We start from the raw sequence: 24,213 nt of genomic DNA on the forward strand, positions 1-24,213 counted from the left end.
GAGCGAGCCTGATCAGTTCCCGATCATACCGTTCACCACATTGGAGAAGGCAATCAGGCTGTCCTGCATGGTGCTGTTGCCCAGGCCATGGCCGGTAAAGCGGGTGCCGAAATCAGCTTGCTCGCCATGCAGCGCCATGTAATTCAGTAACACGGTTTGCACTAGCTGGTTAACGTTGTTTGCGGCCGGACTGGAGGCGGTTTCCACAGACGCATCCGAGCGCATGAAGCCGATCTGGTTGCGGATGGCCATTGGCCGGCCGGCCGGGTTATATACCATGAAAAAGGAGGCGGCAGTCTGCTGGTTGTCGCCGGTCCACTCGCCCTTGCCGCGGCCATCCATGGAATCGTCAATCCGTCCGTTACTGGACACCGAGCCGTCACTGAACACATAGAGCATCAGTGGCATGCCTACCCTTGCCGCGTATTCCAGGCAGGCGCCCATGCAGCGCCCCGCCTGTTCGTCCCGGCGTTCTCCGGTGCCGCGCTCGCCAGTGTGGTAGTCATAGCCGCCCATGGTGATCGTGCCTGCGCCGGCGTAGCCGTTTAACACCAGTTTCATCACCGACGCGGTTTTGCGGAACTCGCGATTGTTGTTGAACTCATCCCGGCTAAAAATGCCAGTGGGGCCAACAATCTCAAGGTCCAGTTCCGGATCAAGTTCTGCCGGATTTCCGAATCGGTCCGCCAGGTCGGCACTTTTTATGTAGCCGCAGCGGACCAGGTCCTTGACCACATCGTTGGTGGAAATGCCAGTGTTTATCTGGTTCATCTTGGCGTCGCTGATACGCTGGATGGATTCCATTACGGCCACCGCATCCGACTGATCCAGAATGCCGATAAGATCGCCCACGTCCACCAGACCAGTGACATCCGACGGCCGGTCAATCTTGGTGGGGCGAACCTCCGGATTGATCAGGTTCATTGGCGCCAGTGAGTTACCACCGGATTCTGAGCTCTGGGAGCCTACGAGGGAGAGCAGAGAACCGTCAGCGCCGGCCCGATGAATCCCGTACATCGGGTTATGGGGGTTATTGCCGGTATCGTTTTCGGAACGGGCGGCAATGATGGCGCCATTGGTTGCAGCACGGGTGCCCGCACTGGTGCTCTGCAGGATGCCCCGGAGAAAGCCGCTGTCTGAGTGGAATGCGAGACCCAGTTCGTTATTCACAAAGGCGGGATCGTTGGGCAGCATGTCACCCGGCAGTCCGAGCTTGTTGTAGCCGGCGGTGCTCAGGAAGTCCATCTGGCCACCGGATTTACCCATCAACACGTTGGAGCCGGCAATGTTGGCGCCACCGGCCAGGTCAAAGCAGATAAACGGAATCTTGCCGGCGCCCTGAACCGCAATGCCACAGCTTGCCTTCAGCGTTTCCAGGTCGGGTGAAAGCGCGGCAGAGGCCATCCTGGGGTTCCCGAACAGGCGGAACAGCGAGGCACCGAAAACCGTGGCGGACCCGGCCATCAACCCCTGGGCGATAAACTCGCGGCGAGTCTTTGGCCTACCGTGATCATCGTGGAGCAGGGGGCTGCCGTTGGCCAGGGGCTTTTTACGGGATTTGCGTATAAACATGGTCGGCTTCCTCTACTGAACCAGGGTGGTGGCGCTGCCAAGCACGGCGGCACAGCTTGCCTTGACGACGGTTTCGGTGCGGTCAGGCTCACATCCGGCACCACAGAGGGTCAGCTTGTCCATAAGTTTGCCCAATTCTGTCTGAATCTCACTGTCGCTTGGTTGCGAGGCCAGATTGCTGCCCACAAAGCGCGATAGCAGCGGCCCGGTAATCAGGCTTTTGCCACTGGCATCAAATGCGCTGCTGGCTGGTGCTGCAAAATCGAACCCGGGGAACATCTCTTGCCGCAGTCCGGTGTTGGACACCAGGGTGTCGCAATACTGGATTGCCATCTGGGTGACCGCCATCTGGTGGGACGACAGGAAACCCTGGATGGTTTCGACCGTTGGCAGTTGCTGCTTGACGGTGGTGTAAGTCGCGAATACAGCGGGGTTGGTCGTGGCAACGCCTGTCATCCGGGACATGGACTCGTTGATCTCATCGAAGGTTTTCAGACCGATCCGCGACGACGGCTCGAGATTGGCAGGCTCCGGCTGCGGAGGCAGGGACGGCTCTGACCGGGCAAAGCTGTTACCTCCCAGTTGGTCGAAGGTCAGGAAAAACTCGTCATTTCCGGGCCCGTTTTCCAGCGCAATGATGGTGCCCAAAGAAGAGAGCGGTTGCCCGGTGCCGGGCTCATAACTGTCAGCATCCAGGACAACGTCGAGATTGGCCCAGGCCTGTCCCACCGTCGCTTCTTTGCCATTGATGCCCAGTCGCATGCCCCGAAGCGCAATGTTTGACGGTTCGGCGGTGTCATCCAGGCTGATGAAGAAAGGACTGGTGAACCGGTACGCGTAACTGTCGAACTGGCTGACTTCGAACACAATGAAACTCTCGGGCACGTCGATCAGGTGAGAGACGCCGAACAACAGGTAGAACTTCTGGCCAACACCGACTTCGAAGTTGGCCTGGACCTGCTCCGGTGTCAGCGCACGATTATGGATGGCAACCATCCGGATCGCGCCCTGCCAGGGCGAATTGCCATCCGTTTCGTTGCCCAGCACCAGAGCGAAGCTGTCGTCCCATTCTGTCAACAGTCCACCGTCGTCCGGATCAACATCGCCGGTTGGAACGCCATTCACGAAGATCTGACGCCCGGTTGCCGGGGTGTAGTTCACCACAACGTGCTGCAGGGTTGCCTGCAGAAGCATGTCGGCGTCCTGGGTCGCGAAAGGCGTATTTTCGTCACTGGTGGTGCTGCGATGCAGTACTTCGTAACGCTGGAGCGATTGGCTAAGGGTAACGTTTCGCGTGGTGGATGAACCCGAGTAGGTCACGATACGGGCATCTTCCTGGGTAATATTTCCCGGGGCGACCCAGGCTTCGATGCTGTATTCACCTGAGGCGGTCAGCAAAGTGTGAAGCTTGCGACTCGCCGTGGTACTGCCCTGAGCCTTGCCGGCCGGGACCATGAAGCCCTGTTCGTTTTCGCCGGCCGGGCCAAGGTCGATGCCCCAGCCGCCAACCCAGTCGACATTTCCGCTGAGGGTCAGGTCCAGCGCCGGCGATACGCCGCTGGTGTCAAAGGCTGTCTGGCCTTCGCCAAACTTGAATTCGTAGAGGGCAATCACGTTGTCCTCAAAGCGGCCGCCGGAGTTTGCGAGCAGGCCGTCTGCCTCGAGGTTGAGTGCCTTGCTCGCAACCATCGCCGGGTCTACGGCTTGGGCGCTCAGGTTCTGGACCATTTCCAGAATCTTCAGCTCCATCAAATCGGCGGAAGCCTCGCAATCGTCATCCCAGCAGTTGTGGAAGTCATAGCGCAGGCGCTCGACCAGCCGGGATGCCCCGGGATTAATTGGATCAATACGGCTTTTCGCCTGTTCATAGGCCGTGGTGACATCGGCGCTGGCAATGTAGGGAGTCTGGCCACCATCAGCATGGCATTCGATGCAATACATTCTGAGTTCGGGGTAGACAAAGGTGTTAAACAGGTTGGTGTCGCTGGGCAGGGCAACCGTGGCACCCGGCTCTTTGAGGGCCGGAGCGCGGAGTTCGACGGTTTTTGCAGAGCCTTCAGAGCCGCCGGCCCAGTTGGAAATATAGGTGGTAAGAATGTCCACACACGCCGAAGTGCTCTGCAGCCAGCAATTATGGCCACCGGCCACCTTGGTCACCATTGTGGACTGGGATGGATCTGAAAGATTAACAATGGAGTTTGCCTGGGCATAGGCAAGGTTGACGTCCTGCTCGTTGACGAACGTCGGGGCCTGACCACTGGAGCCATGGCACGCGCCGCATTTATCCTGGGTAACCAGGTTGTCCCACACGGTGCGTTTAAAGTTGGCTACATCATCCGTCGCAGGAGCAGGCCCGTTATAGGTAACCGTACTGGAATTCTGGGAGGTATTCGGCAACTGTTCCGTGGATTCGCCACCACAGGCTGAAAGCAGTAGGGCCAAAGCAATGACAGCAAGGACCGATTTGAGGGAGCTCATGGAAATTCCTTTAAATGTGTTCATGGCGTCCTCACTCCCCCATGCAATACACAGCGGATTCTGCGAATACCTGCTTCAGGTCGTATCCCTGGCTTGCGAAGCTGGCAACCATATTGCTTGCCTGTGAACGGTCCGCGCTGTCTGATGGCGGTCGGAGACAGACATTCTCGAACACCTTCTTGACCTGGCACTCTGCAAAGGCATCCGAATGGGCGAACTCCCTGCCCAGGCTCTTGGCACCGCTGCCGGAACCCGGCAATGAGGGATCCCATCCCAGCCGGCGATTGGCGCCCTGGCGCCAGTAGTTATCCCAGCTGTCGTCGGGCGTCACATAGCCCTGCTCGAAAGTTGCAGAATTGATGTGATACTTGGCCTGAACCCGGGAGCCGGTCTCAGGATCCGTTTCGCCCATAGCGTTGTAGACCAAGCGGCCCAGCTCGCCATCAGGATCGGCATTGGCGTCGTATTCGTAATCGTAATAGGCAAACGCCTGGGCCATCGGGTCCATGCCGCTGTGGCAGCCCACACAGTTGTTCAGGAATACCCGGCTGTCGCCACCGGGACTGCGGGATACGTCCTGACGAATGCGGTCTGGTGGGAGGGTCACATCAGCGACCTGCTCCAGATCGTTGCACATGTGGTTGATCAGGGTGAAACGGAACATCGCACGGTTGGTGCCTGCGCTGAAGAAGGCCCTGGCTGAAGCCCTGGAGGTGATTACCCCGGCCGTGGCAGAGGGGGGTAAGCCGTTATAATTCGATTGGGGTTGCCGGATTAGATAATCTCTGTTGCCGAGATCAATAGCTTGTTCTTCAAGCCATTCATAATGATCATTGTTGCTTACCGAGTAGGGTGGGACGGCCAATTCCGATGAATTGCCCACGAAAATGACATCATCGTATAGGATTTTTCGGAAGTCTTCGTTTTCCCTCACTAAGCCGATCACAGTTGCAATATAGTCGTTCAGCGGAACGAATTTCGACATGGCCTCATTGGTCCAAGGTGCAGCGAAGTTCTTGAGAGTCACGTTGTAAAAAGCGGGATCATTCATGGCAATGAACGCTGCACCTTCTGGATCAGAAGGAATCAGGCTGGCCATGGAATCCAAGATGCTCTCAGAGGGTGGCACGCCGGCAATCCGGTCGTGAATCCGCTTGGCCTGTTCCCTGGCTCCGGCCTGGGCGAGGCCTGCCTGTCCAGACATCAGTGCGACGAGAACTGCGGTACTGCAAGCCTTGCTGATCAGGCTTCTGATCCTGTTCCGGGCGGTCATGTCCTTTCCCTCGATGATCGATAGCATTCGCACCTTAGTGCCTTTTGACATTTGTTAAAAGTTTACGGCTTGCTATATCCTCCGTTTTGAGTTGTGGGCCACGTTATTACATTGCGTTACGTAAAACCCTTGGAGCCTGCCATCGGAACTGACTTAATTTATGTCATGGAATGTCATCCGAAACAGGGTTTGTCACGTTGGAAATTAGGTCACCCAATCTAAACATCTGTCGCAGTGCTCGTCTGGCTATCGCGCTTGGTTCACTTGCTGTGCTTTCTGGCTGCCTTTCGAGTAGCGACAGCCAGCAGGCGGATCCGGTTGTTGTCGAGAATCCGGTGGCTTATGTAGAACGAGCTCTGCTTTTTGACGAGAACACCGGCGCCCTGGTGGAGGACAACCTCGCAGACCCTACGGCCTTCCGTCCCGGTGCCAGGCTGCTACTGAAGGCCAGTGCGACGGCCGATGCTGAAACGCGGGATATTGCTTCCAGAGCGTTCGCCGGGCCGGAATTTCTCGATGACAACGGCCAGTTGCGCTACGACGTTAAAGATCTTCATGTCTCCCATGATGGAGTCAGATTGCTGTTCGCCATGCGCGCCCCGGAAATCGAAGACGCCGATGACGAGGATCAGCCAACCTGGAATATCTGGGAATACGACGTCAGTACCGACGCCCTGCGCCGAATCATCGATTCGGACGTCACTGCGAGGGCCGGGCAGGACGTTGCGCCCGCCTATCTGCCCGATGGCAGAATCGTTTTTTCCTCCACCCGTCAGCGCATCTCCAAGGCGATACTGCTTGATGAAGGTAAGCCCCAGTACTCGGGCCTGGACGAGGAGGGTGACAGCCCTGCGTTTGTCCTGCATGTGATGGACGATGATGGCCAGAACATTGAACAGATCACGTTCAACCAGAGCCACGACCTTGACCCCTTGGTGGCTGACGACGGCACCATTGTGTTCAGTCGCTGGGACAATGCCGGCCAGACCCGCAACAACGGTGTAAACCTCTATCGCGTTAATCCCGATGGCACCGGGTTGAGCTATCTCTACGGTCGTCATTCCCACGATTCCGTGCCTGAGGCGAACGGCATTCAGTACCTTCAGCCTCGCAAGTCGGACAGCGGCAATCTGCTGGTTCAGTTGCGACCCTTTGAGAGTGATGATTACGCCTCTGTGCTGGCGGAGGTAGACGTCGAGCAGTTTGTCGAGGCCAATCTCCGCATCGACGGAACCGAGGGCACGGGTCAACAACCTCTGGTTCCCGGCGTGGGTCTGGACGGGCAGCTATCGTTGAAGGGCAGCTACGCATCGGTTTCTCCCTTGTTGGACGGGACCAATCGTTACCTGGTGAGCTGGACACCCTGCCGGTTGCGGGAGGTAGCAACCGACCGGATTGTGAATTGCACGGAAGATCGCCTGCAGTCGGAAGAGTATCAGCCCGCAGAGCCCGTCTACGGTCTTTGGCTTCTTGACATCAACAGTGAAACACAGCGGCCGGTGGTTCCTCCGGTAGAAGGTGTCCAGTTCGATGAAGCGGTCCTGATGAAAGAACGGCCCCTGGAAGGCTTCATCCCTGAATCGCAGTTTGCTGGTCCAGAAGGCACGCTGAAGGATGCCGGTTACGGCGTTCTGCACATTCGCAGTGTGTACGATATAGATGGTGTCGATACCACGCCTGCGGGCATCGATGTTATGGCCGATCCGCTGCAGACACCGCCCGAGGATCGTCCCGCCAGATTTTTGCGTCTGGAAAAACCTGTCGCCATCCCCGATGAAAACATCCGGGATTTTGATAACAGCGCGTTTGGCCGGAGCCGCGCTCAATTGATGCGGGAAATACTGGGTTACGTGCCGATTGAGCCGGACGGCTCCGTGAAGGTGGCAGTGCCGGCCAATGTTGCGTTTGCGATTAGCATTCTTGATGAACAGGGGCAGCGCATGGACGGGGTTTTGGGCAACAGGCATCAGAACTGGCTAACGGTACGACCCGGTGAGACCCTAGAGTGCTCAGGCTGCCATGACCCCGGTAATCCTGAACCCCATGGCAGGCCTGACGCTGGCCCTGAATCAGCGTGGAGTGGGGCAGTAACTACCGGACGCCCGTTTCCGAACACCGACCCGAGTCTTTATGCTGACATGGGCGAAACCATGGCCGAGGTGTTCGCGCGAGTTAACGAGATCCGCCGGCCGACGCCGGATGTGATCTATGCAGATGAGTGGTCCGGCGCCGAAGTGGACCCGAAACCCGAAAGCTTTACCTACGCCTATGCCGACCTCGAGACACCGCGGCCTATTTCCGAAGTTTGCGCGACCCAGTGGGCGCCGAATTGCCGGATTGTGATCAACTACGAACAGCATATTCATCCGCTCTGGAGTGTTAACCGAGAGGAACTCGATCCGGTCTCCATGGACGTAATCGACGCCACCTGCACTAGTTGTCATACCGACACCGATGCAGTAGATGCCCAGCAGGTGCCCGCCGGACAGCTGGATCTAACCGATGGCCCGTCACCCGATGAACCGTTGCACTTTAACGCCTACAGGGAACTGCTTTTCCCTGACAACGAGCAGGAGCTGCCGAATGGCGCCTTGATAGACGTGCTTGTAGATTCCGGGGAAGTGCTGGAGGACGAGGAAGGTAACCCGATTCTCGATGCCAATGGAGATGTGCAGCCGATCATGGTGACAGTTACTGTCCAGCCTTCAATGTCCGTCAACGGCGCCCGTTTCAGTAGTTTCTTCGATGTGTTCGCAGAGGGTGGAACACATGAAGATCGTCTCACGCCAGCCGAACTCAGACTGATCGCGGAATGGCTGGATGTTGGCGGCCAGTATTTCAACAACCCGTTCGATGCCCCGGAAGACTGATCCAAGGACTAATGCTCGCACCATGCCCATTGCCATCCTGATGTTCGTACTGTTTTTACCGGCCCAGAGCTGGGCCGGCTGGCTGTGGGGTCAGGGTGACGAGGACGTTGCGCAAGTGCAGGTGACCGAGCCTTACATTGAATGGCGAACCGGCCCGGCAACTGGCTATCCGGTTTTTCACACCAGCGAGCAAGGGGAATGGCTGACCATTCTTCAGCGCAAGACAAGCTGGCTCAAAGTTACGGACTCCCGTGGTCGGGAAGGCTGGGTAGCCGTTGCCGATATCGCCCAGACCGTGGACGCCACGGGTAACCGGGTGGATCTTCAGGTCCCGGACTTTGATTCTTTCAGTGATCGGAGGTTCGAGGCCGGTTTGATGATGGGCGAATTTGATGGTGCCGCCGTCACCGCCGGTTACGGTGGTTTCTGGATGACTCGGAACCTGTCCGCCGAGCTCTGGGTCTCCCAGATTCTGGGCAGCGCGTCGGAGATTCGGAAGGTCGATGCCAATCTGGTGCATCAGCCATTTCCACACTGGCGGGTATCCCCCTTTTTTACTCTTGGGGTCGGGCATATCTGGATTGATCCCAAGGCCACCCTGGCTCAGCCGGAAGAGCGGGACAACAGTATTGGCCAGGCCGGCCTGGGCATCCGGGCCTACATCACTGATCGATATTTCATCCGTGCCGAAGTGAAGGACTACAAAGTATTCACGACCCGGTCCACCAACGAAGAAGCGATAGAATGGAAAATCGGACTAAGCATCTTTTTCTGAAACAGCTGTGTGTGTCGGCGAGCCTCTTTATGGCCGCAGCGGCTGCGGCCCAGGATGACCGGCCGCTGATCGAGCCTGATGTTACCCCGGCGCCGGTCACCGAAGCGCTGATCGATACCGAGAATTTTGAGATCGGGGCCTTTGTTGGCGTGCTGAATATCGAGGACTTTGAATCGTCCCTGGTCTATGGCGGCAAGCTCACCTATCACCTGAGCGAGTCCTTCTTTTTCGAGGCCGGCGTTGGCTTTGCGGAGGGGGGTGAAACCAGCTTCGAGAAACTCGCCGGCAACGTCGAGGTGCTCACCGACAGTGAGCGGGACTACAGCTACTACAGCATCAACCTCGGTTACAACGTGCTCCCGGGGGAGGCGTTTCTCACCGAGAACTACGCGTTCAACACCAACTTCTACCTGATTGCCGGGGCAGGGGCCACCGATTTTGCTGGCGATACCCGGTTCACCCTCAATGCCGGCGCAGGCTATCAGGTGCTGTTGACCGACAGTGTTTCTGTTCACCTTGGCGTCCGGCAGCATTATTACCGGATTGATGTCCTGGGGGCGGAGAAAACCGCCATTAATACTGAGGTCAGCACGGGCGTGTCCGTCTTTTTCTGAACAGAGGAGCAATGGCTATGAGAGCATCCATGAAATCACTTGCAATGGCGGGCCTCCTGGCCTGCATCAGCCCCCTGGCAAACGCCGAGGCCATCAATGTGCCGGCGCCGGATTTTACCCTGGAAAGCCGGTCCGGGGAGAATCTGAGGCTGGAGGATCACCGTGGGGAAGTGGTAATGCTGAATTTCTGGGCTTCCTGGTGTGGGCCCTGCCGCCAGGAAATGCCGCTGATGGATACGCTTTACAGTCAATACAAGGACCTCGGCTTTACCATTCTCGCGGTCAATGTGGATGAAAACCGGGACGAAGCCCATCGTTTTCTGGACAAGGTTCCTGTGAACTATCCCATTCTTTACGATCCGGAAAGCTCTGTCAGTGAACTCTACGAAGTCCAGGCCATGCCGACGACCGTCATGATTGATCGCGATGGCAATGCCCGTTACCTGCATTATGGATACCAGCCGGGGTACGAAGACGATTACGAACAGCAGATTCGCGAACTGGTGCGCGAGTAACTTTCGGACGGAACTGTTATGCGAATTTTGTCGATCCTGTCTCCCATACTTCTGGCCACCCTGTTTGCCACAGCCTCTGGTTGTAGTTCTGTGGAGCCCTGGGTTAAACCATACGAGCGAGACAACCTGGCGGATCCCGTCATGAGTCTCAGCCGTCATGGCAAAGCGGATTCCTATATGAATCACGTCTATCAGGCCAGGGAATCTGCCCGGGGAGCGGAAGGCGGTTCGGGAGGTGGTTGTGGCTGCAACTGACGGCAACCGGTTCGTGCTGTCCGCATTGCTCCTGATCGTTCTGCTGCTGTCGGGACATCAGGCCCAAGCGGCAACGCTGCCGGTAGACAACGTGGATGTTCTTTATCATCGCTATGATGGCGGTGGCATGGTCATTGACGGTCCCTCGGTGTTGGTGCGCAAAAGCATTGGCTCGCAGTTTTCTCTTTCCGGACAGTATTACGTTGATTCCGTGTCGGCGGCGTCTGTTGACGTGCTGGCCACGGCCAGCCCGTACAAGGAAGAGCGCAACGAGTACACGTTTGGCATTGATTATCTGCACGACAAATCGATTCTGAGCCTCGGCTTTACCAACAGCACGGAAAACGATTACGAAGCCAATACGGTTTATTTCTCGCTTAGCCAGGAATTTTTTGGAGGCATGTCCACCGTGACCATGGGCTATGCCAGCGGCTGGGACGAAGTTGGCCGCGTTGGCAACGATTCCTTCAGCGAGGAAGCTGATCGCCGGAACTACCAGTTGGGTCTCAGCCAGGTGGTTACCCGCAACAGTCTGGTTGGTCTTGATCTGGAAGTGGTTACAGATGAGGGCTTCCTGCAGAACCCCTACCGTCAGAACCGCTATCTTGATCCGAATGATTCCACGGCGTTTCTTTACCAACCGGAACGTTACCCGGAAACCCGGACCAGTACGTCTGTTGCCGCCAGGGCGCTGTATTACCTGCCTTACCGCGCGTCGATCCGGGCCGAGTATCGCTATTTCAGTGACACCTGGGGCATCAACGCCCACACCATCGAACTGGGATACGTCCATGGGTTGAATGAACACTGGACCCTTGAGGGCTCCATTCGCTACTACACCCAGGGTGAGGCTGATTTTTACAGTGATCTCTTCCCGTTCGAGAACTCCCAGACTCACCTTGCAAGGGACAAGGAGCTGAGTTCGCTCTCCGGAACGACCCTGGCGGCTGGCGCGGTTTACGAGTGGAAGCAGACTTCCCTACCTGGCATTGATCGTTTGCAGTTCAGCCTTCTGGTGGACTGGCTGAACTTCGACTATGACAACTTCCGGGATGTCACCGCCGCCGGCGACTATCTCCCGGGTGAAGAGCCTCTCTATTCCTTCGACGCACTGGTAACCCGGGCCTCGTTGATTCTTGAATACTGAATTTGCAGGAAGATTGACCATGGCGACGTTTCTGAATAATCCCTTTCGTGTGCTGTTGACGGTATTGATCCTTGCAGGGGCCGGACCGGTCTTCTCCCAGGGCAGTGATTCGGGTAACGAAGACACAGCCGTTGCCGAGCGCGTGGAAGATCTGAAAAAGAAGGTCATTCGCCTGAACCGGGACCTGTTCATCCTCGAGGAAGATCTGCTGTTTCCCGCCAGCACCCGGATTGCCGTGTTCCTGAGTGTCGACACCGGCAAGTTCCTGGAACTGGATGCTGTGAAGCTGAAAGTGAACGATGAGATTGTGGCATCACACCTGTACACAGAGCGCCAGGTCAAGGCTCTTGAGCGGGGTGGCATGCAGCGACTCTACGTGGGCAACCTGAAAACCGGGGAGCATGAGATAACGGCCTTCGTGGAGGGAACCGGACCGGATAACCGGGTCTACAAGCAGGCGGCTTCCTTCGGGTTTGAAAAAGGGACCGGAACGGCCGCCCTGGAGATCCGGGTTGAGGATCGCTCGTCCAACTATCAGCCCTCCGTGTCCATCGTGGAGTGGGAGTAAACCGCATCGTGGGGTTGATGGGAAGCAAGCCGTTTCAGGGACGCCCGCTACTGTTCACGGGCGCTTTGCTGTGGCTGACGATTGGTATTCCGGCCCAGGCTGAGGAGTCGCAACCCGAACGGGCCAGAGACCTGCGATACGGATGGGCGCTCTATGACTATCATCAGGGAAATGCCTTTGAGGCTCTGACCCAACTGGCAGTTGCCCGCGAACAAGGCGGCATCCAGGGGCATGGCGATCACCCGGCGCTGGTAGAGGGTGGGCTCATGCTGTCCTGGGGTATGACCCGCGAGGCGAGTCGTTTGTTCACGCGGCTGCTGGGAGAAAACGGCGAAGGCAGCACGCTGTCCCCCGATATCCGCAATCAGGCCTGGTTCTATCTGGGCAAGGTCTTCTATCTGGAAGGCGAGCATACGCTGGCCAGTAAGAATCTGGACCGCGTGGATGGCGACATACTGGCCGACGCCAATTATGACCTGTTCCGGGAATGGATCTACCTGCGCGCCCGGCTGGCCATGATTTCGCCGCGATTCGGTGATGAATCTGAACTGACGTCTCTGAAAGGCCAGTTGGAAGCAACCGATATCTGGTCCCTCTACCTTCAGTACAACTCCGCAGTTTCCGCGCTGGATGCCGGTGACGCCGCTGCGGCAGAGACGGACTGGAAGGAATTGATCGCCATTCTTGATCAAACCAGACATACCGGCGAGCCGGATGCCGAGCGCCAGGGCCTGCTTGAGCGGGCCCGGCTGTCGCTTTCCCGGCTGCATCTTCGTGAAAACCACTTCGACGAGGCCCTGGAGGTTCTTGGCGCCATGCCGATGGATGGGGTCTTCTCGGACCAGGCTCTCTTTGACTATGCCGTAGCGGCGACGGGGCAGGGCCGGCCTGAACGGGCGCTCGACGCCCTTGAATCCCTGTCTGACCGCGCGTTGTTTCTGCCCTGGCGGCAACAGGTTCCCTTCGCCCGAGCCTATGTTCTGGAGCAGATGGGGGTGCCGGAGAGAGCTTTGCCGGCCTTTAAGCGGGCAGCCGACCATTATGAGGCCCGTATCGGCGAGCTCAGCGGCATCCGCAGCCGGCTCAGTGAAGAGAGCCTGATGGCCCAGCTCAGTGTCCAACGTGACGGCGACGGGATGCTTACGGATCCCTACGGCCGTCTTCGCGTGGAACCCGTCGACTTCGGTCTGGCGGAAGTGCTGGCCACGGAAGCGTTTCAGCAGGCTCTCGGCGAACTGAACGAGTTGTATCGGATGCAATCGTTCATTACCGAGCGACAATCCCGTTTCGACGCCTTCAGAACCATACTGGATACCCGGGAGCAGCAGCGTCAGGTTCGTATTGCCCAGACCCGGCAGGCACTCGAGGAGCAGCAGGCAGACCAGTGGCGTCAATTGCACCAGGAATTCCGGGAGACGATTTCCGCTGCGTTGGCAGGGGAGGATGCCGAGTTCTTTATGACCTCGGAACAAAAGGCTTTGAGGGACAAGCTTGATGAGGTCGAGACAACCCTTGCGGAGCTGCCAGACGATGACACCACGGCCAGCCAGCGTGCCACCTATCAAAGGATGCGCGCCTACCTGGATTGGTGGATCGTGGATGATTATGGTGTGAACCGATGGGCGGCGCAAAGGCAGTTGCGGGGCCTCAATCATGAAATGGAGCGCTTCCAGGCTCAGCGGCAACGGGTTGAAGCCCTGATGGCTGAAGACGCCCGCCAGGCAGAGCTGGCTCGCCGTATCGCTGACAGTGAACGGGAGCTTGCGGTTCTTGGGCAAGAGGTGTCTGAGGCATTGGTCAGTGCCCGGCAAATCCTTTTGAACAGGGTAGACAGGATGCTTGCCGCCCAGCAGGCCGAACTCAATGGTTACCTGGTGGCTTCCCGCCACGCCCAGGCCCGGTTGGCTGATAAGCTGTTCCGTGCCTCTCACAGTGCAGGTGCCGGCGATGAGTAGGCGGACACTTGTGACGATGGTCAAGGGAACAGTCGTTGCGGCGGCGTTTGTCCTGGCCAGTGGCTGCCAGATGCTGCAGTCGGTGATCCCCGGCGCAAGCGAGGAAATGTCCCAGGTCCGGGAGGGAACCCTGGCGGCGCTTCCGGTAATGGACGCTCAGCGCAGTGATGACGGCGCTTTGGACGAAGCCACGCAGAGCGGTGATGTCTCGATCGAAACCGTCATGGAAAGCTACAAGGCGCTTTTGCCGCTCGTAGACGACCCCCGGAAGCAGGTGACCATCCGGCATCGTCTGGCCGACCTGGAATTCCAACGGGCGGAGCGGAAAATGGCCGATGCCGCCGTGGATGAGCTTTCCGGTGCCATTGATGCCTATCAGCGTCTCCTGTCGGAACATCCGGATCGCGACGGCAATGACCAGATCTACTATCAGCTTGCCAGGGCCTGGGAACTGCGCGGTGCAACACCGCAGCAGCTGGAAGCACTGAACACCCTGGTCCGCCGCTATCCGGAATCGGAATACTGGATTGAGGCTCAGTTCCGTCGGGCGGATCTCTTGTTCATCGATGGTCGCTACCAGGAGGCGGAGCAGGCGTTCGACGAGGTTACCCTGGCCAGTGAGGAACGCATGGCCGACGCCTCGTTTCTGGTAAATGCGCACTACATGAAAGGTTGGAGCCTTTTCAAACAGGCGGAATATCAGGAGGCCCTGTTCAGCTATGTAGAAGTGCTGGATCTGGTCATGCCGGAGGGGCAGCCGGTGGCCGATGTTGATCAGCGGAGCCAGACCCTGATTGAGGATCTGTTCAGGGTAATGGGACTGTCACTGTCTTATCTTGACGGAGCAGAAACCCTCCAGGCGCTTTTTCGCCAGACCGGCGGGCGTCCCTACGAGATCCTGGTTTACGACCGTTACAGTGAGCTGCTTCTGGAAAGGGAGCAATACGGCGATGCGATCAATGTATTCGAAGCCTATATAGAAGACCACCCCACAAGCCCCTGGGCACCGCGCTATCACATACGAATCATAGAAACCCTCGAGCTCGCCGGCTTTACCCGTACCATTCCCGAGCGCAAGGCTAGTTTTGTCAGCCTCTACGGAATCTACAGTGAATACTGGCAGTCGGCAGGCCCGGACGCCACTGGCTTTATCGAGCAACAGCTGGAACAGCAGTTGCCGGAGCTGGCGGATCGTCACTACCTGTTGGCGGGCAAAGCGCCTGATGACAGGCAGGCCGACAATCAATACCGCAAGGCCGCCAGCTACTACGCCGAGTTTGCCGCTACCTTCCCGGATCATCCTCGCACGCCAGAGCGTCTGTTCCTGCTGGGTGAGACCTACCTGGAACTGGAGGACTGGCCTGCTGCTATTGCTGCCTTTGAACGGGTTGCCTATGACTACCCGGCAGATACATTGCCGGAGCGCGCTCCGGAGGCTGGTTATGCCTCAGTGCTGGCATTCCGGGAGTACGCCGACACCTGGGCCGATGAGCCCGTGTCTGCGCGGTTGGCCTATGAGGAGTTACAGCAGTTGAACCGACTCCGGTTTGCCAATGCCTTTCCCGGTGATCCCCGGGCGCCTGGGGTGTATTACCTTGCGCTGCAACGCGAATTTGACCGGCAAAACTCGGACGAGACAGTGGCCATGGCGGCTCGCCTTGTGGCCTGGCAGCCGGCACCTTCGGCAGAGCTGACCACAGAAGCTTTGCTATTATCCGGCCACGGATTGTCTGAACTGGCCCGATACGGCGAGGCGGAACAGGCCTATCGTGATGCCCTGGCGGTCATGAGTGAAGACGATGAACGCAGGGGCAGCGTGCGTGAAAACCTGGCGGCGGCGGTTTACCGGCAGGCCGAACAGTTGGCGGACGCGGGTAACGTCGAGGCTGCTGTCGACGAGTTTCTGAGGGTCGGTGCAGAGGTTCCCGAATCAGCTTTGCGGGCCAATGCGGAATACGATGCCACTGCTCTGCTCATCACTGCCAATTCCTGGGACCAGGCCATCAATGTGTTGAATGACTTCCGACGTGCTTTCCCGGATCACGAACTGATTGACACGGTTCCTGCAAAGCTGGCGCTGGCTTACCGTGAAACGGGGCAATGGGGGCGTGCCGCAGATGAACTCCAGCGCATGGTTGCGTTGGCCAGTACGCCGGAAGAACGGCGCGAAAACCTGTTGATTGCGGCAGAGCTCTATGATCAGGCCGGTAATCGGGATAAGGCTATCGATACATGGCGCACCTACGCTAACGCCCATCCTGAGCCGGCGGATGTGTATATGGAAGCGGCGAACCGGTTGTCTGAGCTCTATCGGGAAGAGGGGGATTCTGAAAGAAGGGATTTCTGGTTACGTAAACAGATGGAAACGGTTGACCGGGACCCGGAAGCTGCGGACGACCGTATGCGTTATCTGGCTGCTTCAGCGTCTGCGAGCCTGGCTCGCGAAGCCCTTGCACGATACGACAGTATCCGCCTGACGCTGCCGCTCAACGAGAGTATGACGGCAAAAACCGAAGCGCTCGAAAGGGCGGTAACGGCCTATCAGAAAACCGCCAACTATGGCCTATCGTTATTTGCCACTGAGGCGGGTTACCAGATTGCCCACATATACGCGCGTCTTGGCACCGATCTGATGGACTCAGAGCGGCCGACCGGGTTGAGCGAACTCGAATTGGCCCAGTATGAGCTTCTGCTTGAAGAGCAGGCTTATCCCTTCGAAGACAACGCCATCGACATTCATGAGCAGAATATCCGGCGAGCCCGGGAAGGCATATACGATGAGTGGGTCAGGCGCAGTTACGAGGCTTTGAAGGATCTGTTACCGGGGCGTTACCGGAAGGAAGAAGTGACTGCGGGAGTTGTCAATGAATTGGACTAGGGCTTACGGAATCTGTCTGCTGACCGTGCTCGCGATCTCTGGTTGTGTGTCGGCCCCGCCGGAGCCCGGAGATCCGACATCAGACGAGGCCTTGCTGCAGGCTTTGTTCCGTGAGGCCGTTCAGACCATAGAGCAGGGTGACCTGAACGAGGCCCGGTCACGCTTCGAGCAACTCGCCCGCGATTATCCTGACAAGGCCGGTCCTGCGGCCAATCTTGGTATTATTGCGTTCACGGAAGGAGACTTCGAGACTGCCAAACAGTGGTTTGAGCAGGTTCTGGGGGTCAGCCCCCAGCATGTCCATGCGTTGAATTATCTGGGCGTTATTGCCCGTAACGACGGAGAGTTCAGCGAAGCGGAGCAATACTACCGGGCGGCGTTGGCCGCCGATCAGGATTACGCCCCGGCGATTCTCAATCTTGCCTTTCTGCTGGATATCTATCTGGGCAAACCCGCCAAGGCTGTTGAGCTCTATGAGCGTTATCAATCCGCAGCCAGCGAGCCTCACCCAAGACTGGAAGACTGGATATTCGATGCGAAAAACCGAATCTGATGTGGAAGATGTGATATGAGACATTCCGCGTTGACACTATTGCTGGCTTTGACCCTCCTGGCCGCCAACTCCGGGGTTCAGGCTCGGGACTCGTCAGGTGTGGTGACCATTGAAGGAACACGCATTCGCGGCGATCAGGAGGTGCCCACGGTGATGTACCTGGTGCCCTGGCAATCACCGGAAGTGGAAGAGTTGCGGGCGCCGGACGAGCGTCTGATGGTCGGTCAGGGCCTCAGTCCGCTGGAGCGTTACGAATTTCAGCGGTTCATTCAGTACCACCAGGCCTTCATAAAGCAGGCGCCACCGGCAACCGGGGAGTGAACTGTGATGTTCATCACGCTACGAATGTGCCCGCGCGCAAGATTCAACAAACCCTCACACAGATTTTCGCGAACTTACCCTCCCGGGGGAGGGTCGCGCATAGACTGACCTGAAAACCGGACCATGGAGTGCCCAGAAAATGATTGATACCGCCGTTCGCTTCTTCCAGGAAGGTGGCTTTTTTATGTTTCCGATTGCCGTTGTGCTGATCATCGGACTCATTGTTGCCATTGAACGTTACGTTTACCTCTCCGCCCAGAAACTGACCAACCGCCGGGACTTCAATCGCCTTCATCAGATGATTGCCAGGCGCGACCTGAAGGGTGCCCTGAATTACACCCAGGAGTCCGGCAGTGCCATGTCGACCATGATCGGCTTCGGCCTTCAGCGCCTGGCCCGTCGCCAGGGTCGGGAGGAGATCGAGTACGCCATGGAAGAGGGCCTGCTGGATGTCATGCCGCGACTGGAAAAGCGCACTCAGTACCTGGCCACACTGGCCAACATCGCCACCCTGCTGGGTCTGCTCGGGACCATCATCGGCCTGATTGCTGCGTTCACCGCGGTGGCTGCGGCGGACCCGGCCCAGAAAGCGAGTCTGTTGTCGCAGAGTATTTCGGTGGCTATGAATACCACGGCATTCGGCCTGATGTCGGCCATTCCCATGCTGCTGATCCATTCCCTGCTGCAGACCAAGACCAATGAAATTGTCGACAGCTTCGAGATGGCCGGCATCAAGGTTCTTAACCTGCTCAGTGACGGCTCCGGCAACAAGTCCGCCGTTCAACCCCAGGCCCAGAATGCCGCTGCGCCAGCCCAAGTAGCGACACCGGCCGGTAGCCCGGCCTGATAACCCGCCAGAAGGATGTCAGGCCATGAGACGGAAACATCGTCGCCTACAGAGTGAGGCCGATCTCGACATCACGCCGTTCATGAACCTCATGATTGTGCTGGTGCCGGTACTGTTGCTGAATATGGTGTTCGCCCACACCAGTGTTCTGGAACTGAACTTCCCGACCGGTGAGAGCCTGTCGGCGGAGCAGGCCGGGGAACTGCAGATCCAGGTCGTGATCTACGAGGATCGGCTGGTGGTTGCCGATAACCAGGGCGGCGTGATAAAGAACATTCCCCGGCGAGAGGGCGAGTATGATTTTGCGCTGCTCAAAGATGTAATGAAGGAAATCAAGAGCCGGGTGCCGGACAAGAAAGATGTGGTCATCATGCCATCCCGCGAGACGTCCTATCAGTCTCTGGTTTCCGTGATGGATACGGTCCGGTCCTATGAAGCGGTGGTGGCCGGCAGCGTTGTGGAGGCCGAGCTTTTCCCCGAGATTTCACTGGGTGATGCCCCGGTTCAGGCCACGGGATCCGCGGAGGTGAGTTCATGAAAGAATCCGCCAGGGCCCGCCGCCAGAAACGCCACTACCGGCGCAATAAAAGCCAGGGAAAAATGAACCTGGTGTCGCTGATGGACATCTTTACCATCCTCGTGTTCTTCCTGATGGTGAACTCGTCTTCCGACGTGCAGGTACTCAATCAGAACAATACCATCAAGCTGCCGGATTCCTCCGCTAAGCAACCTCCGGGTGATGTGCTGGCGCTGACCGTGACCGACCGGGATATCCTGGTAAACGGTCGACTCGTGGTCAAACGGGACGCCTTCCAGACCTTTGAAGGGCAGGTGGAGCCGTCCCTGAAACAGGAACTGGACTATCAGGCCAGCCGTTCATCGGCACCGGCGCCAGAGGCGGGCCGGCCCATTACTATCCTCGCGGACCGGGAGCTGCCTTACGAGCTGCTCCGGAAAATCATGTCCACCTGTGTGGACGCCGGTTATGCCAGCATTTCCCTGGCGGTTAATCAGCGCACGGAAAAGGGGACCTGATCGCTATGGATTACCGCTATGGGTTGCCCTGGAACCGGGAGCGCGGGGAGCGTAAGCGGCTGCTGGCTGCCGCAGTCGTGGTCGTGCCGTTGTTCCTGGCTTTCGCAGGTTACGTCAGTTGGATAGAGCTGCCGGAACGGGACAGGCAGGAGCAGGAAGCTTTGCCGCCCCAGTTGGCCAAACTGATCATTGAGAAAAAGGAGCCGCCAAAACCGGTGCTGCCGGAGCCTGAGCCGCCGAAACCCGAGGAAAAGTCGGTAGAGCAGGCGAAACCTGAGTCTGAGCCCGAGCCGGTCCCTGAGCCAGTGGTGCTGGAGCCGCAACCGGAGCCCGAGCCGCGGGTTGCCGAGAAGCCAGAGCCGAAGCCGGAAGAGGTGGCCAAAGCCCGCGAAAAGGTAAAGAACACCGGCATTCTGGCCATGGGTAACGAACTCTCGAAACTCAGTTCGCTGGCGGAGTCGGTCAAACTGGATGCGCCGGTAGCCAGGTCCGCCGAGCCTATCGCCCGAAAAACTGGTGATACACTGGCTTCCCGCGCCACCACAAACTCCAAAAGCAGCGGTGTGAACGAGGAAGCCCTGAACCGGGAGGTCCGTCAGGTTGCCCTGGCCGAACGCCAGCGGGCAGAAGTGGCGGAAGCAGAAAGAATTGCCGCAGCAAAAGAAACCGCGCGCCGGGAACAGCAGGAAACGGCCGCCAGAACCCGGAGCAAGGAAGAGTTGCGCCGCACCATGGATGCCAACAAGTCGGCGATCTACAGTATTTACAACCGGGAATTGCGACGGAAACCTTCCCTGAGGGGAAGCATCACGCCAGAGCTGGTCATCGAGCCAGACGGGGCAGTGTCCAGCTGTTCGGTGGTGGAATCCACGCTCAATGAGCCGGCGCTCGAGAGCAAGATCTGTAACCGTTTGAGGCTGGTGGATTTCGGAGCCCGGCCCGGGGTAGACCAGACCCGCATCCGGTATCCGATTGAACTGCTGTCCAGCTAAAAATGCTGGACAGCAGCCTCACTCACCGCTGAACAACCGGAACAGGTTCCGTCCGTCCTGCTTGGCCCGATACATGGCAATGTCGGCACCTTGTAGCAGCTCGGAAGCGGTGGCGCCATCCCGGGGGTAAAGGCTGATGCCGATACTGGAACCCATTTTCAGTGACTCGCCGTTGATGCGGTAGGGATCATCGTTTCTGGCGATCAGGCGTTCTGCCACCTGATAGACATCGTCAGGATGTTCCAGATCGGGCAACAGGACAATGAATTCGTCCCCGCCGAGCCGGGCCAGGGTATCGTCTTCACGCAAACAGCTCTGGACGCGCCTCGTGAACTGCAGCAGTAATTCATCGCCGGCAGCGTGGCCAAGCCTGTCGTTCACGTTCTTGAAATGGTCCAGGTCCATAAACATGACGGCCAGCAGGGATGAACGGCGATGGGCATGGCGAATGGCGTGCTCTAGGCGATCCTCAAGAAGCCGGCGGTTTGGAATGCCCGTCAGGGCATCGTAGTAGGCAAGCTGGCGGATCTGCTCCTCGTTTTTCCGGTTCTGGGTGATATCCGTGAAAAGCCCGGCATAGTGCGTGGTATTGCCATTACTGTCAGTGATGGCGGTAATCGTCAGCAGCTCAAGGTAGATCTCTCCGGTTTTTCGCCGATTCCAGACCTCGCCACGCCAGTAGCCATGGGTAACCAGTGAATTCCACATGCGCTGGTAGAATTCGTCGTCGTGGCGGCCGGAGGACAGGAGCTGCGGCGTTTTACCGACAACTTCGTCCGGACTATAGCCCGTCAGGTGAGTGAACGCCGGGTTGACGAACTCAATGTTTACGTCCCTGTCCGTAACCATGATGCCTTCGAAGGAGGACTCGATCACCCGCTCCGCCAGTTGCAGGGTCTGCCGGGATTTCGCGAGTGCCCGGTCCCTTTGCTCCAGTGCTTCCCGCAAATCGTCCAGGTACATCTGCTCGGCACCCGCGAGCATGTCGTTGTAGCCAATCAGGCCAGTGACCTCACCCCGGCTGTTGGTTACGGCCAGATGCCGGATCCGGTGATTGATCAGCAGGTCCCTGGCACGAATTAACGGCTCGGATTCGCTGACGGTCAGTAATGGCCGGATGGCCAGGTCGGCGGCCAGGGCATTACCGGTATTGCACGCAATCAATCGGACTATATCCCTTTCGGTGAGAATGCCCAGCCCCTCGTCATGGCAATCGACCACGACGGCACCAGCCTGATGCCGATGCATGATCGCCGCAACCTCAGCGAGGGCAACCTGCCCATCCACGACCAGCGGGGGGTGCGGGATGGCGGTACTGACCTCCCTCAGCCGCAGGTAGGGCTCAAGTCCCTGATTGAGGGCAAGGTCGGTCTGGGACAGGATGCCCAAATGTGAACCGGACTCATCGACAATAAGGAAATGCCGTTTCCCGGTATCCCGAAACCGCAGGGCGGCCTCGCCCGCATCCATATCCCCGGGCAGGGTGAGCACCGGCGAGCTCATGACTGAACTGATCGGACGTTCAAAGCTGGCCGGCTCGGAAAAGTCGATTGTCAGGGCATCACGCTCGGTCCAGATGCCGGTCACCTGACCATTTTCGGTAATCAGAATCGAGCTGACCGAGCGCTCTGCCATCTGAGCCGCTGCGTCAGCGATGGGGGTGTCCGGAGAGCAGTGCAGCAAAAAACCGCTGTGCATGATGCGTGATATTGGTAGCGGTCGCCCCATGGGCTTTCCTTTCCTTTGTTTTATTATCAGTCTAACATTTCGCCGCATCCGCCGCTTTAACTTTCACATAGCTCCCGGGAGCGTCCTCAAGTGCGGGCAGTTTGCCATCTCCCGGTACGCGGGCTGGTACTTTCTCTTCAGAGAACGTAGCAATCCACTCAAGCCAGTGTGGCCACCAGGATCCCGGATGGTGTTCGGAGCTGTCGAGCCAGTCGTCGGCGTCCGGTACCAGCGTGTCGTTGGTCCAGTAGCCATATTTTTCCTTGTAAGGCGGGTTGATCACCCCGGCGATATGGCCCGAGCCGGAGAGTATAAAGCGAACATCACCACCGTGCGCCAGCGCGCCTTTGTAGGTGGTTTTCCACTTGGCGATATGGTCTTGCCTGGCCGAGAGGAAAAAGGATGGCACATCGATCTCGGACAGGTTGATGGATTCCCCGGCCAGGGTTAGTGAATCCGGCTGCACCAGCCGGTTATTCAGATACATTTCCCGCAGATAGAAGCTGTGCATCTTCGCCGGCAGGTTGGTGCCGTCGGTGTTCCAGTAGAGCAGGTCAAAGGCGGCCGGTTTCTGTCCCTTCAGATAGTTATTGGTCCAGAACGACCAGAACAGCTCGTTTTCCCGGAGCAGGTTGAAGGTAAAGGCCATGGCGCGGCCGTCCAGATAGCCCTTGCGCTCAAGCATGCGCTCGATCCCCCGGAGGGAGTGATCGTTGATAAACACGCCGATGCCGCCCGGGTCCGAAAAATCCAGCAGGGTTGTCAGATAAGTTGCGCTCGCCACCGGGTTGCGCCGCTTTTTCTTCAGCCAGGCGAGAGTGGAGCCCAACAGGGTGCCACCGATGCAGTATCCGATGACATTCATCCGTTCTTCGCCGGTGGTCTCGGTTACCGCATCCATGGCGGCCAATGGCCCCAGTTGCATGTAGTCGTCCCAGCCCTTGTCCCGGAGCGAGGGCCCGGGGTTACGCCAGGAAATGATAAAAACGGTCTGACCCTGGTTCACCAGCCACTGGATGAAGGAGTTCCTGGTGGTCAGGTCCAGGATGTAATACTTGTTGATCCAGGGAGGCACGATCAGAAGGGGACGCTTGCTGACGGTTTCCGTTGTGGGCGAATACTGGATCAGTTGCATCAGCTCATTCTGAAAGATCACCTTGCCCGGGGTGGTTGCCAGGTTGCGGCCTACCTCAAAGGCGGAGCGATCAGTCATGCCGACGTTGAACAGCGACGGATTCCGGCGCAGGTCTTCGATCAGTTGGCGGCCTCCATCAACCAGATTCATGCCCTTGCGCTCCCAGGTAATCCTGAGCACTTCCGGATTGGTTGCCGGAAGGTTCGAGGGCGAGAGCAGGCTGGTCAGTTGCCGGCCATAGAACAGCATCTGGCCCCTCCCCGCCTCGGGCATGCCTTCCATACCCTCCACCCAGTTCAGGAACGCCCGGGAATTGATCAGGTAGGCCTGGTGCAGAACATCAAAAGGCAAATGCCGGTGCCAGTCGTCAGCCTGGAAACGCCGGTCATCCGGCTCTGGCTCAGCCACGGGCTGTTTTTCCTTGCCGGTCAGCCGGGCAAGGGTGTAATACCCCAGCGCCAGGTGTTTGCGGGCCAGGCCCAGCTCCGCACCGGCAAACCTGAGCGGATGGAGCAACAGATCCTCGGCCATGGTCCGGTAGGCATCCGACATTTCAGTCAGGGTAGAGAGTTTCGCGTCGTCCATGACGCCTGCATCCCCGAGCAGCTTCTCCAGTTGCTGCTGCCCCTGCCGGACATTGGTTTCAAAGCGGTTGACCAGCTGTTTGACGGCTTTCCCGAGCGTATCCAGGCCGAACATGAC

20 protein-coding genes are annotated in these 24,213 nt (G+C 58.1%); 15 read left to right on the forward strand and 5 right to left on the reverse strand.

What is annotated here, in order from left to right; genetic code table 11:
• Positions 1-12: 12 nt before the first annotated feature.
• Genes QPL96_RS07375 through QPL96_RS07385 form a run of 3 tightly spaced genes read right to left on the reverse strand, consistent with a single transcriptional unit; the run spans position 13 to position 5,350 of the window.
• Entirely contained in the window at positions 13-1,572 is a 1,560-nt protein-coding gene (locus tag QPL96_RS07375) for a general secretion pathway protein GspF (RefSeq protein WP_303286694.1), read from the reverse strand.
• 12 nt (positions 1,573-1,584) lie between these two features.
• Positions 1,585-4,050: a LamG domain-containing protein gene (locus QPL96_RS07380; protein WP_303286695.1), complete on the reverse strand. Its 2,466-nt coding sequence runs from the start codon at positions 4,048-4,050 to the stop codon at positions 1,585-1,587.
• A gap of 31 nt (positions 4,051-4,081) precedes the next feature.
• On the reverse strand, positions 4,082-5,350 hold the full coding sequence (locus QPL96_RS07385) for a hypothetical protein (RefSeq protein WP_303286696.1): 1,269 nt from the start codon (positions 5,348-5,350) through the stop codon (positions 4,082-4,084).
• A gap of 143 nt (positions 5,351-5,493) precedes the next feature.
• Here QPL96_RS07385 and QPL96_RS07390 point away from each other — a divergent pair, with 143 nt between their 5' ends.
• The 15 genes from QPL96_RS07390 (at position 5,494) to QPL96_RS07460 (ending at position 20,648) form a co-directional block, all read left to right on the forward strand.
• Complete coding sequence (locus tag QPL96_RS07390; protein WP_303286699.1) at positions 5,494-8,193, forward strand: hypothetical protein; 2,700 nt, start codon at positions 5,494-5,496, stop codon at positions 8,191-8,193.
• A gap of 22 nt (positions 8,194-8,215) precedes the next feature.
• Complete coding sequence (locus QPL96_RS07395) at positions 8,216-8,968, forward strand: SH3 domain-containing protein (protein ID WP_303286701.1); 753 nt, start codon at positions 8,216-8,218, stop codon at positions 8,966-8,968.
• A complete protein-coding gene (locus QPL96_RS07400) occupies positions 8,938-9,582 on the forward strand; it encodes an outer membrane beta-barrel domain-containing protein (RefSeq protein WP_303286703.1) in 645 nt (214 codons plus the stop codon). The genes QPL96_RS07395 and QPL96_RS07400 overlap by 31 nt, the downstream gene beginning before the upstream one ends.
• Before the next feature lie 29 nt (positions 9,583-9,611).
• Positions 9,612-10,097, forward strand: a complete 486-nt coding sequence (locus QPL96_RS07405) for a TlpA disulfide reductase family protein (RefSeq protein WP_303286705.1) — start codon at positions 9,612-9,614, stop codon at positions 10,095-10,097.
• Between the two features lie 18 nt (positions 10,098-10,115).
• Positions 10,116-10,352: a DUF4266 domain-containing protein gene (locus tag QPL96_RS07410; RefSeq protein ID WP_303286706.1), complete on the forward strand. Its 237-nt coding sequence runs from the start codon at positions 10,116-10,118 to the stop codon at positions 10,350-10,352.
• Entirely contained in the window at positions 10,333-11,499 is a 1,167-nt protein-coding gene (locus QPL96_RS07415) for a DUF3570 domain-containing protein (RefSeq protein WP_303286707.1), read from the forward strand. Before QPL96_RS07410 ends, QPL96_RS07415 begins: the two co-directional genes overlap by 20 nt.
• 19 nt (positions 11,500-11,518) lie before the next feature.
• Entirely contained in the window at positions 11,519-12,067 is a 549-nt protein-coding gene (locus tag QPL96_RS07420) for an AraC family transcriptional regulator (protein ID WP_303286708.1), read from the forward strand.
• Positions 12,068-12,084: 17 nt separating this feature from the next.
• Complete coding sequence (locus QPL96_RS07425) at positions 12,085-14,022, forward strand: tol-pal system YbgF family protein (RefSeq protein ID WP_303286831.1); 1,938 nt, start codon at positions 12,085-12,087, stop codon at positions 14,020-14,022.
• Positions 14,015-16,900 (forward strand): tetratricopeptide repeat protein, encoded by a 2,886-nt coding sequence (locus QPL96_RS07430; RefSeq protein ID WP_303286709.1) that lies wholly within the window; start codon positions 14,015-14,017, stop codon positions 16,898-16,900. Before QPL96_RS07425 ends, QPL96_RS07430 begins: the two co-directional genes overlap by 8 nt.
• Entirely contained in the window at positions 16,887-17,453 is a 567-nt protein-coding gene (locus QPL96_RS07435) for a tetratricopeptide repeat protein (RefSeq protein ID WP_303286711.1), read from the forward strand. The genes QPL96_RS07430 and QPL96_RS07435 overlap by 14 nt, the downstream gene beginning before the upstream one ends.
• A 15-nt stretch (positions 17,454-17,468) precedes the next feature.
• Complete coding sequence (locus QPL96_RS07440) at positions 17,469-17,774, forward strand: hypothetical protein (RefSeq protein WP_303286713.1); 306 nt, start codon at positions 17,469-17,471, stop codon at positions 17,772-17,774.
• 139 nt (positions 17,775-17,913) lie between these two features.
• Entirely contained in the window at positions 17,914-18,621 is a 708-nt protein-coding gene (locus QPL96_RS07445; RefSeq protein WP_303286715.1) for a MotA/TolQ/ExbB proton channel family protein, read from the forward strand.
• A gap of 25 nt (positions 18,622-18,646) precedes the next feature.
• On the forward strand, positions 18,647-19,159 hold the full coding sequence (locus QPL96_RS07450; RefSeq protein WP_303286717.1) for a biopolymer transporter ExbD: 513 nt from the start codon (positions 18,647-18,649) through the stop codon (positions 19,157-19,159).
• Complete coding sequence (locus tag QPL96_RS07455; RefSeq protein WP_303286719.1) at positions 19,156-19,656, forward strand: biopolymer transporter ExbD; 501 nt, start codon at positions 19,156-19,158, stop codon at positions 19,654-19,656. The genes QPL96_RS07450 and QPL96_RS07455 overlap by 4 nt, the downstream gene beginning before the upstream one ends.
• A gap of 5 nt (positions 19,657-19,661) precedes the next feature.
• Entirely contained in the window at positions 19,662-20,648 is a 987-nt protein-coding gene (locus tag QPL96_RS07460) for an AgmX/PglI C-terminal domain-containing protein (protein WP_303286721.1), read from the forward strand.
• Positions 20,649-20,666: 18 nt separating this feature from the next.
• On the opposite strand, the gene QPL96_RS07465 is transcribed toward QPL96_RS07460, so the two are convergent.
• Positions 20,667-22,376: a diguanylate cyclase gene (locus QPL96_RS07465; RefSeq protein WP_303286723.1), complete on the reverse strand. Its 1,710-nt coding sequence runs from the start codon at positions 22,374-22,376 to the stop codon at positions 20,667-20,669.
• 31 nt (positions 22,377-22,407) lie between these two features.
• Positions 22,408-24,210 carry an alpha/beta hydrolase gene (gene phaC, locus QPL96_RS07470; RefSeq protein ID WP_303286725.1) on the reverse strand — a complete coding sequence of 601 codons (1,803 nt, stop codon included), beginning with the start codon at positions 24,208-24,210 and terminating at the stop codon, positions 22,408-22,410.
• Positions 24,211-24,213 lie beyond the last annotated feature (3 nt).

The sequence above is a fragment of the Marinobacter sp. SS8-8 genome (genome assembly GCF_030540945.1).
Lineage (GTDB): Bacteria > Pseudomonadota > Gammaproteobacteria > Pseudomonadales > Oleiphilaceae > Marinobacter.